General features: G+C 71.0%; 14 protein-coding genes. 8 read left to right on the top strand and 6 right to left on the bottom strand.

The window, feature by feature from the left end:
- Positions 1 to 57 precede the first annotated feature (57 nt).
- Together ACQ0O7_RS32905 and ACQ0O7_RS32900 are read left to right on the top strand one after the other, a co-directional pair.
- Positions 58 to 489 (top strand): winged helix-turn-helix transcriptional regulator, encoded by a 432-nt coding sequence (locus ACQ0O7_RS32905; protein ID WP_430787944.1) that lies wholly within the window; start codon positions 58 to 60, stop codon positions 487 to 489.
- A gap of 128 nt (positions 490 to 617) precedes the next feature.
- Positions 618 to 944, top strand: coding sequence for a hypothetical protein (locus ACQ0O7_RS32900; RefSeq protein WP_430787942.1), 327 nt, complete (start codon positions 618 to 620; stop codon positions 942 to 944).
- 39 nt (positions 945 to 983) lie between these two features.
- Here ACQ0O7_RS32900 and ACQ0O7_RS32895 read toward each other — a convergent pair whose 3' ends face one another.
- Together ACQ0O7_RS32895 and ACQ0O7_RS32890 are read right to left on the bottom strand one after the other, a co-directional pair.
- Positions 984 to 1409: a GbsR/MarR family transcriptional regulator gene (locus ACQ0O7_RS32895; RefSeq protein WP_430787940.1), complete on the bottom strand. Its 426-nt coding sequence runs from the start codon at positions 1407 to 1409 to the stop codon at positions 984 to 986.
- On the bottom strand, positions 1403 to 2161 hold the full coding sequence (locus tag ACQ0O7_RS32890) for an alpha/beta fold hydrolase (protein WP_430787938.1): 759 nt from the start codon (positions 2159 to 2161) through the stop codon (positions 1403 to 1405). The genes ACQ0O7_RS32895 and ACQ0O7_RS32890 overlap by 7 nt, the downstream gene beginning before the upstream one ends.
- An 81-nt stretch (positions 2162 to 2242) precedes the next feature.
- Here ACQ0O7_RS32890 and ACQ0O7_RS32885 point away from each other — a divergent pair, with 81 nt between their 5' ends.
- On the top strand, positions 2243 to 3073 hold the full coding sequence (locus tag ACQ0O7_RS32885; protein WP_430787936.1) for an alpha/beta fold hydrolase: 831 nt from the start codon (positions 2243 to 2245) through the stop codon (positions 3071 to 3073).
- Positions 3066 to 3623, top strand: a complete 558-nt coding sequence (locus ACQ0O7_RS32880) for a TetR/AcrR family transcriptional regulator (RefSeq protein WP_430787934.1) — start codon at positions 3066 to 3068, stop codon at positions 3621 to 3623. The genes ACQ0O7_RS32885 and ACQ0O7_RS32880 overlap by 8 nt, the downstream gene beginning before the upstream one ends.
- A gap of 120 nt (positions 3624 to 3743) precedes the next feature.
- Here ACQ0O7_RS32880 and ACQ0O7_RS32875 read toward each other — a convergent pair whose 3' ends face one another.
- Together ACQ0O7_RS32875 and ACQ0O7_RS32870 are read right to left on the bottom strand one after the other, a co-directional pair.
- Positions 3744 to 4787, bottom strand: a complete 1044-nt coding sequence (locus ACQ0O7_RS32875) for an LCP family protein (RefSeq protein ID WP_430788077.1) — start codon at positions 4785 to 4787, stop codon at positions 3744 to 3746.
- A gap of 891 nt (positions 4788 to 5678) precedes the next feature.
- Entirely contained in the window at positions 5679 to 6746 is a 1068-nt protein-coding gene (locus ACQ0O7_RS32870) for an ROK family protein (RefSeq protein WP_430787932.1), read from the bottom strand.
- Positions 6747 to 6797: 51 nt separating this feature from the next.
- On the opposite strand from ACQ0O7_RS32870, the gene ACQ0O7_RS32865 reads away from it, so the two are divergent.
- Positions 6798 to 8006 carry an MFS transporter gene (locus tag ACQ0O7_RS32865; RefSeq protein ID WP_430787930.1) on the top strand — a complete coding sequence of 403 codons (1209 nt, stop codon included), beginning with the start codon at positions 6798 to 6800 and terminating at the stop codon, positions 8004 to 8006.
- Between the two features lie 69 nt (positions 8007 to 8075).
- Here the strand turns inward: ACQ0O7_RS32865 and ACQ0O7_RS32860 are convergent, their stop codons facing one another.
- A complete protein-coding gene (locus ACQ0O7_RS32860) occupies positions 8076 to 9485 on the bottom strand; it encodes a hypothetical protein (protein WP_430787928.1) in 1410 nt (469 codons plus the stop codon).
- A gap of 60 nt (positions 9486 to 9545) precedes the next feature.
- On the opposite strand from ACQ0O7_RS32860, the gene ACQ0O7_RS32855 reads away from it, so the two are divergent.
- The 3 genes from ACQ0O7_RS32855 (at position 9546) to ACQ0O7_RS32845 (ending at position 10517) form a co-directional block, all read left to right on the top strand.
- Positions 9546 to 9872 carry a TraR/DksA family transcriptional regulator gene (locus tag ACQ0O7_RS32855; RefSeq protein WP_430787926.1) on the top strand — a complete coding sequence of 109 codons (327 nt, stop codon included), beginning with the start codon at positions 9546 to 9548 and terminating at the stop codon, positions 9870 to 9872.
- Positions 9873 to 9938: 66 nt separating this feature from the next.
- A complete protein-coding gene (locus tag ACQ0O7_RS32850; RefSeq protein WP_430787924.1) occupies positions 9939 to 10274 on the top strand; it encodes a hypothetical protein in 336 nt (111 codons plus the stop codon).
- Positions 10275 to 10346: 72 nt separating this feature from the next.
- Positions 10347 to 10517 (top strand): hypothetical protein, encoded by a 171-nt coding sequence (locus ACQ0O7_RS32845; RefSeq protein ID WP_430787922.1) that lies wholly within the window; start codon positions 10347 to 10349, stop codon positions 10515 to 10517.
- A gap of 34 nt (positions 10518 to 10551) precedes the next feature.
- Here the strand turns inward: ACQ0O7_RS32845 and ACQ0O7_RS32840 are convergent, their stop codons facing one another.
- On the bottom strand, positions 10552 to 14745 hold the full coding sequence (locus ACQ0O7_RS32840; RefSeq protein WP_430787920.1) for a trypsin-like peptidase domain-containing protein: 4194 nt from the start codon (positions 14743 to 14745) through the stop codon (positions 10552 to 10554).
- Between the last annotated feature and the right edge of the window lie 46 nt (positions 14746 to 14791).

The raw sequence follows: 14791 nt of genomic DNA, 5'->3' as shown, positions 1-14791 counted from the left end.
CAAGGTGACTTCCTGTCGGGAAGCAGGCACCTGAAAGTGCGTAAGGGGTGTTCGGGTATGTCCACGACGTCGGCGGCCGGCAAACGGGCCCAGGCGAAGATCGAATATGACGCGTTCCTGGCCGTCTGCCCCAGCCGCAAACTGCTGGAACGGGTGTCCGACAAATGGGTCACGCTGATCCTGGCCGCCCTCGGCAGCGGCCCCGATTGCCAGGGCGGCCCCCGGCCGATGCGCTACTCCGAACTGTCCCGCCTGCTGGCGGGTGTCAGCCAGAAGATGCTGACCCAGACCTTGCGCGCCCTGGAACGCGACGGCCTGGTCAGCCGCACGGTCACCCCGACGGTCCCGGTGACCGTGACGTACGAGCTGACCGCCCTGGGCCTCTCCCTGCACGAGACGATGCGCACCCTGAAGAGATGGGCCGAAAGCCACATGGACCAGGTCCTCGCCAGCCGCGCCCACCACGACCGGGCCGCGCAGAGCGAATAGGGGGCCGTCGCCGCGGTAGAGGGCCCCGGCCCGGGAAGACGGGACCTGATGCCCCTCATCGACGGTGTTCTCCCGCCGATAGGAGGGGCAACCTAATCGCGCTGGTTGTGGCCAAGGGAGGCGACATCATGGTGCAGACGACATCATCACCGGTCCAGGATTCGGGGCAGGACGAGACACGCAACGGCTTCCGGGTCGGCAGCAGTCACGACGCGCCGGAGAAGGCGGGCGGCACCGCACCCGCGGCGGACCGGCCCAAGCTGCCGCCTATCGTGTGGTCGCGTCCGGACATGGGCAAGATCATGCGCCGGGATCTGCTCGGCGTCGGGGAGGCGACCGGGGCGGTCATCCTGGCGATGACCGCGCTGATCGCCACCTCGGTGGGGATCGCGCTCGTGGTCTCGGCGACTCTGAAGTTCCTCGGCGTCGACGTCACCGAGATCTACAACGGCTGAGTCCGTGTGACGACTCGTGGCTCGAACCGAGCCACGAGTCTAGGGCCGGCGGAAGCCGGCCACGGCCTCCAGATATGCGGTGAACAGGGCGGTCACGTCGGCCAGACGGCGGGCCGCCCGGTCGTCGTCGGCCAGCGGCCGGGCCGACTCCAGCACGCGCACGAACGCCCTGGTCCGCTCGTGGCCGGCGGCCAGCAGCTGGTCGAACCCGCCGGCTGCCTCGATCAGCAGGCGGCGGCTGCCGGGCTGGGGGATGGTGCGGGCCAGGCCCCAGGACACCAGGTCGCGGACGGCGGTGCTGACCGCGCCCGCGGACATCCGCAGCTCGGCGCGCAGCCGGTCGGAGGTGCAGGGTTCGCCGCGCAGCAGCAGGTAGCCGTAGACCCGGCCGGTGGTGCGCGGCAGGTGCCAGATGGCCAGCATGTCGCCCATCGTGTTGACGAAGCCCTCCTCGTCGGTCACCACCGGGCCAGCACCTCGATCAGCGCCTCCGCGGTGGCGCCGGGCGCGTCCAGGGTCACCACGTGTCCGGCGCCGGGTATCACGTACTCCATGATGTCCTCGCTCTTCGCCCATCGGGGCATGGCGGTGGCGATGTTGCCGGTCCGGTCGCGGGCGCCGCGGATCAGGGCGAGCGGGACCGGTGTGCGGTAGCCGGGCTCCGGCGCGACCAGGGACGCGGTGGCCCGCCACACGTCGAGGAACGTGCGTTTCGGCATCGCCGCGAACACCGCACGGGTCTGCTCGACGGCCTCCGGGGTGACCGCTGAGGCGCGGGCCATCAGGTCGGGCAGGCGGGCGGCCGGGATCATGGCGAGTCCGGGTGCGGCCAGTCGCAAGGCGATCGCCTCGGTACGGGTGAGGGGCCCCGCGTTCCACGTGGAGTCCAGCACGATCAGTCCGCCGGCGCGCTGGGCGTCGGCGCGGACCAGCGCCTGGGACAGGTTGCCGCCGAGGGAGTGGCCGATCAGCACCGGACGGTCCAGGTGCAGCCAGTCGAGCAGGGCGGCCATCTCGGTGAGGGCACCGGCGGCGGTGAACCGGCCGTCGAGGGGGCTGCGGCCGTGGCCGGGCAGGTCCCAGCGGATCACCCGGTAGCCGGCCTGCTCCAGGGCGAGCGCCTGCGGGCCGAACATCGTGTGGTCCATGCCGGCGCCGTGGGTGAGAACGACGGGCCGCCCGTCACCACCGCTGTCCAGGTAGGCCATCTTCAGCATTCTCTGAATATAACAAAGATTGACGTACGCGGCTAACGGTATTAGCTTTGAGCTAACGCAGATAGCCAACTGGAGGACGCAGTGACCGCATTCCTGACCGTCGACGGCGGAACCATCGCGTACGACGTGATCGGTTCCGGACCCCTCGTCGTGCTGGCCCACGGCATGGGCGACAGCCGCGAGGCCTACCGGTTCATCACCCCGGCACTGGTCGAGGCGGGTTACCGGGTGGCGGCCGTCGACCTGCGCGGCAGCGGCGAGTCGAGTGCCACGTGGCCGTCCTACACCCGGACCGACATCGCCGGTGACCTGCTCGCCCTCATCCGGCACCTGGGCGGGCCCGCGGTGCTGGCCGGCCACTCGATCGCCGGGGGCGCCGCCACCGTCGCCGCCGCCACCGCACCCGAGCTGATCACCGGTGTGGTCGAGCTGGCGCCGTTCACCCGGGCGCAGGGATTCCAGCTCGGCGATCTGCGGGTGGCCGCCTACCGCACCGGCGCGCTGCGGCTGGCCGGTGCCATGATGGGCAGTGTCGGTCAGTGGCTCAAATACCTGGAGCACGCCTACCCCGGCGTCAAACCGGCCGACTGGACCGACCGTCAAGCCCGGATCGCCGCCATGCTGCGCGAGCCCGGCCGGATGAAAGCGCTGCAGACCATGCTGACGACCTCACCGGCCGACGCCGGGGCGCGACTGGGGGACGTACGGCAACCGGTCCTGGTCGTTGAAGGATCCCTTGATCCGGACTGGGCCGACCCGGTTGCCGAGGGCGCGGCGATCGTCGCGGAACTGCCCGCCGGGGTGGGGCGGGTGGCGGTCGTCGAGGGTGCCGGGCACTATCCGCACGTGCAGTTCCCGGCCGAGACCACCGCTCTGGTGCTCGACTTCCTGCGGGTGAACGCCCGTGCCTAGGGCCGGTCTCGCCCCGGCCTCGGTGATCGCCGCCGGGGCCGACCTGGCCGACGAGGTCGGGCTCGCCGGGCTGACCATGGGCCTGCTCGCCGAGCGGGTCGGGGTGCGCACCCCGTCGCTGTACAAGCACGTCGACTCGCTGGACACCCTCCGGCGGGGCATCGCGGTCCAGGCCAAGCGGGAGCTCGGCGCGGCGCTGGCCCGGGCCGCGGTCGGCAGGTCCGGCGGGGCGGCGCTGCACGCGTTCGCCGCCGCCTACCGCCGGTGGGCACTGGACCATCCCGGGCGGTACGCGGCGACCGTCCGCGCCCCGGCCCCCGGCGATGAGGAGGACCTTCTCGCCGGCAACGAGACGTTACAGGTGCTGCTGGACATCCTGACCGGTTTCGACCGCCCGGACGACACCCGGATCGACGACGCGCGGATGGTCCGCTCCGCCCTGCACGGGTTCACCAGCCTGGAGGGCGGCGGCGGGTTCGGGATGCCGCAGGACGTCGACCGCAGCTACCGCCACCTGGTCGACGTCCTGGTCACCGCCCTGGAGCGCTGATGCTCCGTTTCTAGCTGTTGCCGACTTCCAGTTCCTGCCGACTTCCAGTTCCTGCCGACTTCCAGCTCCTGCCGACTGCCAGCTCCTGCCGACTTCCAGCTAGCTCTTGCCGACTTCCAGCTAGCTCTTGCCGACGAAGGTCGGGTTGTCCATCAGGAACTGCGGGACCTGCCCCTGCGCCACCGCGTCGAAGAAGCCGTCGACCGGGCCGGTGAACTGCTCGCCGGCGTACCTGCCGTTCAGATCCAGCCGCCCGCCCGGCAGACTGATCGTGATCATGTTCTTCGGGTCGACGTTGCGCATCGCGATCGCCCAGTCGACGATCGTGTGCCCGCCGCCGGAGAAGGTCAACGACTCCCCCGCCGCGTCGAGCACCTTCAGCAGTTTGGCGGGATTGGTGACCACGTCCTTGCTGAGCGCCTGCTCGGCGATCGCCCGGACGAATCGCTGCTGATTCTTCTGGCGGTCGTAGTCACCATTCTTCAGGCTGTACCGCTGCCGCACCACATCGAGGGCCTCCCAGGCCTTCAGATGATAGGTGCCCTTTTCATAGATTTTCTGTTCCCCGATGTACGGGTGTTCACAGCCGTGATTCGCACACTCCGGACGGCGGTCGCGGGGTTTGCCGTTCGGCTTCAGGTGCTCGGACTTGATCTCCTGGTCGATCGTCATGGTGACGCCGCCCATCGCCTCGACGATGCTCTTGAACCCGCCGAAGTTGACGATCGCGCCGGCGTCGAACGTCTTCACCCCGGTGACCTGGGTGACCGTCTTGGCCAGGTGCTGGAAGCCCTGGGTGACGCTCGGTTTACCGCCCGGCACCCGGCTGCCCAGGCTCATCGCGCCGTTGATCTTGCCGCGCCCGCCCGGGTACTGCGATTTGGCGTTCGCCGGGATGTCCACGTAAAGGTCCCGGGGCAGGGAGAAGATGTACGCCTGATCCATGCTCGCCGGAATGTGCGCCACCAGGATCGAGTCGGCCAGCGGCGGCGTGGTGTCGTCCCGCGGGTCGATGCCCACCAGCAGCACGTTGATCGGGCCCTTGATCTCGGACTTCTTCTCGGTGGCCTGGGCCGGCTCACCGATCAGGCCGGCGTCCTCGACCGCGCTGATCCGGGCGAACACCACCTCCTTGGTGACCAGCAGGCCACCACTGGTGATCATCAGGACGGCGCCGAGGCCGGTGGCGAGTTTCGCCCACAACGGCGCGCGGGGCTTTCGGGTCTTCGGCACTGATCATCCCATTTATTCATCGACTCCCGACGGTCCGCGAACTGTAGCCGACCAAGATTTCCCGCGCGTTCACAGAGAGCAGCCGAACCGATAGAGAAACGCATTATCGGGACTCTCCTCACCGTTTCCTGGAGATCCCCTGGCGAATCCCTCGCCCAGCTTGAAGACGATTCACAGGAGCGGATCTACGGTCGTCGGCATGAGTGTGCCCGCGAAGATCACCGCCAGCAAGCAGATCAGCCCGACCGTCATCTCCGAGGCAGACGCCTGAAAGGCCACGCGAATCCGCCGCAATCCACGGGCCGAGCTGGTCGTCGCTCCACAAACCGCGCGCCAACTTCCGGCGCGTTCCGCCCCAAAACTCGACACACAAACCCACATCCCACACCACGTGCCACCTTCCGGCGCGGAACGCGCCGGAAATCGACACACAAACCCACACCCCACACCACGTGCCAACTTCCGGCGCGTTCCGCCCCAAAACTCGACACACAAACCCGCACCGCAGACCGCGTGCCGAATTTTGGCGCGGAGCGTGCCGGAAGTCGGCACGCGGATCGTGCTGCGGGGCGGCGTGGTCAGATGTGGCGCGGAATGACCGCACCCTCGCCGGCGGTTTCCGCGACGACCCGGAACGGCCGGTGCACACGATCAGGGTTGGCGGCCGGGTGCCGGGGCGGCGCGCCTGGTGGGAACACCCGCCTGCGGGGCCGTGGCCGGCCGCCGGGCCTGGGACACCGGCGGAAGCACTCGGCGGTCACCGCGTGTGACTTGTGGGGCCGACCGTCGGATCGGTGAACGTCACCCGCTCGGCCCCGGTGTTCATACCGCCATGTCGGGGACTCCGTAGCGGGCGTCCAGGATCTGCATCGCCGCGCCGGCCGCGATCGCGTTCTCGCCGAGGGCGGACAGTGACACGTCGACGGTGAGCCAGTCGGCCCGCGGCACCTGGGTGCGCACCGCCCGGGTGACCGCCTCCCGGTAGACCTCGCCGTGCTGGAGCAGATCGGTGCCGGCCAGCACCACGTGCCCCAGGTCGAGGGTCTGCAGCAGGTTGACCACGCCGACACCGAGCACCCGGGCGGCCAGGTCCACGTCTCCGGCCCGGACCGCCTGGTCGTGCATCGCCTCCAGGCAGCCGTGCCGGCCGCAGACGCAGGGCGGGCCGTCGATCTGGATCACTGTGTGGCCGAACTCGCCGGCGTTGGTGTGTGCGCCCCGGTGCGCGGAACCGCCCAGCCACAGGCCGGCGCCGACCCCGGACTCGACCATGATCAGGGCGGCGTCGCGGAAGGCCGGCCCGCGCCGCCAGGCCTCGGCGGTGACCCCGGCGGTGACGTCCTTGTCGACGTGCACCGGCAGGCCGAGCGCCCGGTGGGCCAGGGCGGCGAGGGGCACGTCGTGCCAGTGCCGCAGCCGGTGGGCGTCCCGGACGGTGCCGGCCGCGTGGTCGAGCGGGCCGATCATGCCGATGCCGACGCCGGTGAGCCGGTCGTACCCGCCGCGCAGCTTCTTGACCTGCCCGGACAGGGCTTCGATCAGCTGGTCCGGGGTGAAGTCGGCGGGCAGTGGGACGACCGCGGCGTCCAGGACGGTGCCGGCCAGGTCGGTCAGGGCCAGCCGCAGCGTACGCCGGGAGACGTGCGCGCCGATCGCGTGCCGGCTGTCCGGGACCAGTTCGTACACCCCGGCGGCACGCCCGGTGGCGGGGCGGCGCACTCCGGCCGGGGCGACCACGCCGTCGTCGAGCAGCCGGGCGAGAACCTTGGAGACGGCCTGCGGGGTGAGCCCGGTGGCTTTGGCGACGTGGCCGCGCTCGAACGCGGGGATGGCCCGGGCGACCGCCAGCACCAGGGATTCGTTGTAGCCGCGGAGGAAGTTCTGGTGCACCGGGTCACCTTAGCTGGAGGGTTTTGCAACGGCGTTGCTAAAGTCCGCGCCATGGAACACCTCACCACCCGCCACCGCTGGACCGCACTGCTGGCCCTCGCTCTCGGCGGCGTCGCCATCGGCCTCACCGAGTTCGTCGCCATGGGACTGCTGCCGGAGATCGCCCGCGACCTGCTCGGTGGCACCTCCGCCGGTGAGGTCGCCGAAGCCGGCTGGACGATCACCGCGTACGCGCTCGGGGTCGTCGCCGGCGCACCGCTGATCGCCGCGCTGACCGCCCGCTGGCCCCGCAAACGCCTGGTCCTGATCCTGCTGGTGTTGTTCGCGGCAGGCACCGCCGCCTCCGCCCTCGCCCCCACCTTCGGCCTGGTCCTCGTCGCGCGCTTCGTCGCCGCCCTGCCGCACGGGGCCTACTTCGGCGCCGCCGGACTGCTCGCCGCGTCCCTGATGGGCAAGGGCAAGGAGGCTCGTGGGTACGCGGTAGTGCTCGGCGGCCTCACCCTGGCCAACCTGGCCGGCGTCCCTGCGATGACCAGTCTCGGACAGAGCGCGGGCTGGCGGGCCTCGTACGCGGTCATCGCCGGAGTCTTCCTGCTGACCCTGCTGGCCGTCGCCGTCAGCGTCCCCGACCTGGCCTCGGCCACCGCCGGCTCGGCCCGCGCCGAACTGCGCACCCTGGCCCGCCCGCAGGTGTGGCTGGTCGCGGCCACCGCGGCGATCGGCTTCGCCGGTTTCTTCGCGGTCAACAGCTACATCGCCCCGGTGACCACCGAGGTGACCGGGCTGGGCACCGGGGCGATCCCGTGGGTACTGGTCGCCTTCGGTCTCGGCATGACCGTCGGCAACGCCCTCGGCGGCTGGTTCGCCGACCGGGACCTGCGCCGCGCCCTGCTGTTCGGCTTCAGCGCGGTGATCGCCGCCATCCTGTTCTTCGCCCTGTTCGCCGACACCACACCCGGCCTGTTCGCCGGCGCCTTCCTGGTCGGCGGCACCAGCCTGTTCCTCGGCCCGGCCCTGCAGGCCCGCCTGATCACGGTGGCCCCCGGCGCCCAGCTGATGGGAGCCGCGGTCAACCAGTCCGCGATGAACGTCGCCAACAGCATCGGCGCGGCCCTCGGCGGCCTCACCATCGCCCGCGGCCTCGGCTACCTGTCCCCCGCGTGGACCGGCCTGGCCCTGAGCGCGGCCGGCCTGCTGCTGGCCGCAGTCAGCTTCGCCCTCGACCGCACTCCCGCCCGCCCCGAAGAGGGAGTCCGCTGACGAGCCGTTTCCGGAACGCCCGGCCACCCCGATGATTCTGGTCAGCATCATTGGCCTGACCCCGGCCTCTCAGTCGGCTGGGACTTCGGCCAGCAGCGCGCGATAGCCGTCCTTTCCGTGCGCGAGAGCCGCGATCCGCACCGCGTCGACAGCGGCCAGCAGCGGATTCTCGGCGGCCAGCGCCAGCAACGCCGGGAACGCCAGCGACTGCTGATGGAAATCGTCCGGCCCGCCGGGTGGGGCGACGACGGTGTTCGGCACGGCGGGATCGGTGCGCAGACGCTCCCAGGCGATCCGGCCGTACTCGTCGGTGAACTCGGCCGGCAACGCCCCGCCGGCCTCGACCGTGGCCAGCAGGTCCGCGATCCAGTCGAGATGCTCCAGGCCGGCCACCCGCATCGCCCGCCGGGCCGCCCAGACCGCCACCTCCCGTTGCCGGGCCGGTGGCAGCGCGTCCAGCCGGTCCAGCAGCGGCCGGTCCATCCGGGCCAGCGATCTCGCATCCCCGCCGGCCGCGCGCAGAGTGTCGGTCGGCGGGGTGCCGCCCCAGTCGCGGGCCTCCCGCTCGGCGGCCTGACGACGCCGGCGTTCGTCCTGCTCACGCTGCTCGGCGGCACGTGCGTGCAACACCGACTCCCATGCCGGCGGCGCGTCCGGATCCTTCGACAGCAGGTGGTCCCAGACCAGGCCCAGCATGATCGCGTGCCGGCCGGTCAGCCCCTGATGGCAGATCTCCGCGCCCTCCCGCCGGACGATGCTCGGCCGGTCGTCCGGCGGAAACCCGTCCTCCGGCAGCCACCGCCACTCCAGCGTGTCGTCGTCGATCCGGATCAGCTCCACCGCGAACGCGCCGACCGGCAGCCGCCCCGGCGGTGGCAGCTCACCACGACGGCGCACCGAGACCCGGGGCAGATCAGGATCAAGTTCTTCATGCTTGTCGTACGGCCGGATCACGTCGAGCATCGCGTACTCAGCGGCCCGGTCTGTTTTGATCTCCCACTCCCGGCGGGTCGGACTGGCCCGAAGCGTCCGCGGCCCGACATCCTCGGTAACCGGCCAGACGAGTAGTTCGTGCTGCTCAGGCCGGTCGGTGTCGGTGCGGACGCTCTCGTGGACCCGGTTACGGGCGTGCGCCCGGACCCGGATCAGCCCGGCCGGCACAGCGATCTCACTGAGCTCGTCGGTGGTGCTGCCCATCATGCTGTGCACCGACAGCCGCCCGTGCGGACTCCACAGTGTCGTCTCGCTGATCGCCTCCCAGTCGTCAACGGCCGACCCGGGCGGACCGTCCAGGACGATCACCCGCATCTGGATCCAGCCGGTGTGGGTGGCGGCGAACCCGGTGCACTCGGTAGGGCTGCCGACATGCAGCAACTCGTCGCCGACCAGGTAGATGTGCATGCCGGTCCGCCAGTAGGGCGCCGACCGCACCTGATACTGACAGTAGTCGACGAACTGCCGCACAAACCCCGTGTCCATGTTCCGCATTCCACCACCCGGGTACGACAAGAACCCGGCGGCGAAACCTAGGCTGTGTGGATGGTGCGGGAGGAGCTGTTGCGGCTGCGGGCGAGTGCGGAGTCCGAAGCCGCCACCCTGGCGCGGGATCTGGCGGGCCTGTTCGAGGCATCCCGGGACTCCAACGCCGACGACGAGCACGATCCGGAGGGCGCGACTATCGGGTTCGAACGGGCACAGCTGACATCGCTGCTGGCCGCCGCCCGGCAGCGGATCGCCGAGGTCGACGACGCTCTGCGCCGGGTGGACTCGGGCGGGTACGGCGTCTGCGAGGGCTGCGGGCGGCGGATTCCCGGGGAGCGGCTCGCGGTCCGGCCGTTCGCGCGCCGCTGCGTGGCCTGCTCGTGACGGCGGCGAAGAAGCCCCGCACCAGGTCAACGCTCTCGGTACGTCGCGGTCGACGGAAGCGCCGAGATGCTCGCCATCGCCGAGGCCAACGTACGGTCCTGGCTGAGGCCGGACGCCCGCCTCGAATTCCACCGGCGGGACTTCACCGTCGATCCGCTCACCGACCTGCGCGGCCCGTCGACGCTGGCGCTGGTCACCGGCGGGACCCTGCTGAACTTCACCGATCCGGTGGCGGTGCTGCGGCACCTCCGACATGGGGCTGACCTGCTCGCCTGGGTGGCGCGGGTGGACACCGTGACCAACCGGACGGACTTCGCGTCCAGCCGTACCGGCTCGGGGCAGGACATCCCGGAGAAGAGCCGGCTGCTGCTCGACGCCCTGAACGTGCCGCGCGACTGCTAGCAGCCGGAGTTCGGTTTCGACGACCTGACCCGTCAGCGCTTCCTGCGGATCCGGCTCACCGTTCCGGTCACCGTGGCCGGGCGTCTCAGGCTGCCGGCCGGCCACCACATCCGGTTGTGGCGCTACCACCACCGATCCGCCGAGGAGTTGGGCTCGATGCTGGTGAAGGCCGGCTACATCCCGCGGTACGAGCACCGCAGCCCCGACGGCGAATACCTTCTCCTCACCGGCACGACGGGTTGAGAACGAGCACACCGGTCCGATCCCCCGCCCGCACTCAGCCGTCGCGGAAGTCGGGCAGGTCGTGGTCACGGGTGTTCAGGTCGAGGACCAGGGAACCGGCGGTCAGGCCGACGAACAGCAGGCCGGACACCTCCAGGCAGGTCAGCACCGGGTAGTGCACCGGGATCGACAGCACCGGCGAGCCGCCGGACGGTTTCCACAGGCGGATCGTGCGGTCCTTGCCGCCGGACGCCAGCAGGGTGTGCCCGCCGACGGTGACCGGGCAGAGGGCGTTCACCCCGTCCAGGTGGCCGGTCAGTTCGGCGGTGCAGGTGCGGTCGTGCACGTCCCAGATCCGGATCGAACGGTCGTCGCCGGCCGAAGCGAGCAGGGTGCGGCCGTCCACGGTGATCGGCGTCAGGGCTCGCACGGTGTTCCGGTGGCCGGCGAGGCTGTCCAGGTAGCGGCCGGTGGAACTCCACAGCATGACCAGGTCGTCACCGGCCACCGCGAGCAGCGACTCCGGGACGTGGATCTGCCGGATGGCGTTGATCCGCTGGACCGGCTCGCCCGGATCACTGAAGAGCCACCGGTCGGTGAAACGCTGGCGCTGCACCAGGTTCCCGGTGTCCGGCCGGCAGAAGTGCACCGACGTCCGCTGGTTCCGGGCCCCGGCGAAGGCCAGCAGGTCGAAGCCGTCCTCGGTGTGGAAGGTGCACACCGCCTGAAGGTACTCGTACCGGCGGATCTGTCTCAGCAGTTGCTCGCCGTCAGCCGGATCCCAGACCTGGATGGACCCGGCGTCGCTGGCCACCGCCACCAGCTCGCGCCAGCCGTCGTTGAGCGAACAGAGGCTGTGGACCGTGCCCAGGCCACCGCCCATCACCCGGATCTCCTCGCCGGTCTCGGCGTTCTGCAGCCGGATCGTGCCGTCGGTACCGTCCACACCGGCGACCGCGTCGGCGCGCAGCCGGACATGACACGCCGCGCTGGTCCGGCCACCCCGGCTGGTCTCGGTGCGGCGGCCCTCGTCGGCGGTCAGATCCCAGAGACGTACGGTGCGGTCCCGGCCACCGGTGGCCAGATACTCGTTGCCGTCCATCAGCACGGTGCAGACCGTGTTGATCACGTCGGTGTGCCCGGCGAGAGTCCGCAGGCAGGCCCCGGTCTCCGGATCCCACACCCGGACGTCACCGTCGCCGGCGACGGTGGCCAGCGCGGTACGCCCACCCACCCGGCACGAGGTCATCCCGAGAATCGCCCTGGTGTGCCCGGTGGTGCCGAGGGCGTACGTGGCGTCGGTCCGGTGGTGGATCAGCACGCTGTCGTAGGCCGCGGCAGCCACCGAGAACCGGTCACCGACGGTGATCGCGCAGGCGGCCCGTACCTGATCGGCATGCCCGGAGAACGCGGTGTACAGGTGCCCGTCGGACGGATCCCACACCCGGGCCAGCGCGTCGTCCCCGGCCGACAGGATCGCCGGGCGCCCCGGGAACCGCACCACCGACACCGACCGGACCCGGCCCTTGTGCGCCACGAACGCACGGATCTGGACACCGGCCACCACGTCCCAGATCCGGATCATGCCGTCCTCGCAGCCGGCCACCAGATAGGACCGCTGCCCGATGGTCAGCGCGCAGAGCGATCGAATCGCCTTCCCGGAACCCGGGTACGTGCCCTCCAGACTGCGGCTGGCCGGATCGACGAAGAAGATCCGGCCACTACGGCCGGCCGCCGCCAGCAGCACCCGGCGGCCGGCGGTGAGCGCGCACACCGCGAACAACGGCCCCGGCGGCACCTGATCCCGGTCCCGCCTGACCGGCACCACCCAGTTGCGGCCGGTCGCCGGATCCCACAGCCGTACGTGGGTGAAGTCGCCGACCGAAGCCACGTGCGCCCGCCGCTCCACGGTCACCGCGCAGATCGCCCGCACCGCACCCGCGTGCCCCTCCAGGATGCTGCGCTCGGCCCGGCTCGGCACCGCCGCCCACCGAGCGCGGTACGGCACACCGGACCGGACCGCGAACGGATCCGGCTGATGCTCCAGCGCCGCCGTCACCCCGAACAGCGCCGCCCGCTCGGCCGGGGCCGCGTTCAAGGCGTGCGGGGTCAGCCGCAGCACCCGGGCGCGGGCGCGGCCGTCGGCGGTCCGGGCGTACTCGGCGAGCTGGGTCAGCCGGGGCAGATCCGCGTGCAGCAGAAAATCCTCGTCGGCGAGCAGCTCGTCGATCAGACCCGCCCGGGCGGCGTACGTCGGAAGCGTCCGCAACAGGTACGGGTCAGCCCGCCGCCAGCCCGCCTGACGGCCGAACCCGATCAGATGCCGGGCCAGCGCCAGCTCGTCGGAGTCCCGCCGGTCACCGAGCTGCCGCTGCTTGACCAGGGAATCGTTGAGCGCCTGATGGAACAGACGGTACCGGGGAGTCCCGGCGTCGTGACTGGACTCGACCAGGAAGTTGGCGGCCGACGAACCGGCGAACACCCGCAGCGCGTCCCGAGCGACCCGGACACCCAGCGCCTCCAGGGCCACCCGCCACAGATCCAGCGACATGCCCGGCGGATGGGCGTACGCCAGAGCGACCAGCAGATCCGTCGCCGGCACACCGTCCACCGGCTGCAGGCGGTTCAGGTATTCGGCAAGGGCCTGATCGATGTTCGCGGTGAACGACAGCGAATCCGGATCGACCGCCTCCTCGTCATACAGGCCGTGCGACCGCGCGATCAGCCCGGCGATCAGGAAGTTCCGGTCCGCGAGCGTCGCGATCCGGGCCGCCACCGGGCCGGCCACCTCCTCGTCCGCGTACGGATTACCCGGCCGCTCGGCACCGACCAGAGCCAAGGTCACCCGCGCGTACGCCTCCAGATCCGCCTCGGCGAAATACTCCTCCCGATCCAGATCGATCAGATGTACGCCCTTACCGAACGTGTGCAGCAACGGCCCCCGGTCGTCGGCCCGGCGACTGCCCACGATCACCTGGGCGCCGAACGGGGCACACGTCCGCGCGATCGGCAACAACAACGCCGACACGATCAACCGGGCCTGCGCCGGACTGGTCGCCTCATCCAGAGCGTCCACCACCAGGTTGAACCGGCCCGGCATGTGCGACAACCGGTCCCGCAACTCCGGCACCAGATCGTCCACCGTCCGCGGCATCCGCACCGACGCCGCCCGGGCGATCTCCACCGCCACATCCAGGGCCGTCTTGCCCTTCATGTGCACCGCGCACGCCACCGAACCGACCGGCGCCGTCACATTCGGGTCGTCGTCCGGCAGCGCCGCGCGCACCCCCGCATCCGCGGTCGTCACGATCCGGCCCAGCACCGCCGACTTGCCGACACCCGGCGAACCGGTCAACACCAGGATCCGGCCATCCGGTACGGCACGGCCCAGCCAGTCCACGATCTCGGTCAACGCCACACTCCGGCCCCGGAAGCGGTAGCCGCCCTCGGTGTCGATCGACACCCCGCGCGCCCTCGGCCGCCAGTGCCGCACCGCCTCCACGTCACCGCTCAGCGACCAGCCCCACGCCTCCAGCGCGGAATCCCCGGCCGCGGCGATCGACCACGCGGCCAGCGACTGCAGGTCCTCACCCGGCAGGTCACGGATGATCTGATGCAACGTCAGCGCCTCCGCGTCACCGGCCGTCCGGCCACCGGCCTGCGCCCGCACCACCAGGCCGACCACCGCGTGGAAATCCCGGGACCAGACGCCGGTCCCGCTGAAACCCGGCTTCACCACATACCGCTGGTTGGTGTCCAGGCGCACCCTGCCGTACGCCAGCGGAATGCCGATCGGGCCGTGCGCGTCCGCACCCGACTCGGCGCCCTGCGGGAAACCGAACGCCCACCACCGGTCGCCGATCAGGTCCCTCGGCCGCGGTGACCGCAACGGCGCCGGGGTCACCTCGGGCGGGGCCTCGGCGCTCAGCCGCAGCACCGCCACATCCGACTGCCGGTCCGCGTACGACTCGGTGACCGCCACCCGGACCGATCGCGGCACCTCGGCCTTCGGGAAGCCGACACTCAGCCCGGTCTGGCCCTCGATCACGTGCGCGCAGGTCAGGACCCGCCGCCGGTCGATCAGCACCCCGCACCCCAGTGGAGTCTCCGCCGTGTCGGAGGCGAAGATCGTGACCGTCCACGGGTCGTATCCGGGTCCGGCGAATCGGCGCTCGATGACCATGCGTCGATGTTTCCAGTACTGCCCGCAACCGTCCAGGCCGATGATGAGCGGACCGTCCCCGCTCATCATCGGCCTTGTACAGCTTCACTCAGCCCTGCTGTCTCAGCTCAGC

This window comes from Actinoplanes sp. G11-F43 (genome assembly GCF_050589265.1).
Lineage (GTDB): Bacteria > Actinomycetota > Actinomycetes > Mycobacteriales > Micromonosporaceae > Actinoplanes.
The sequence above is the reverse complement of the archived record's forward strand: the minus strand, read 5'-3'. Positions and strand labels throughout refer to the sequence as shown.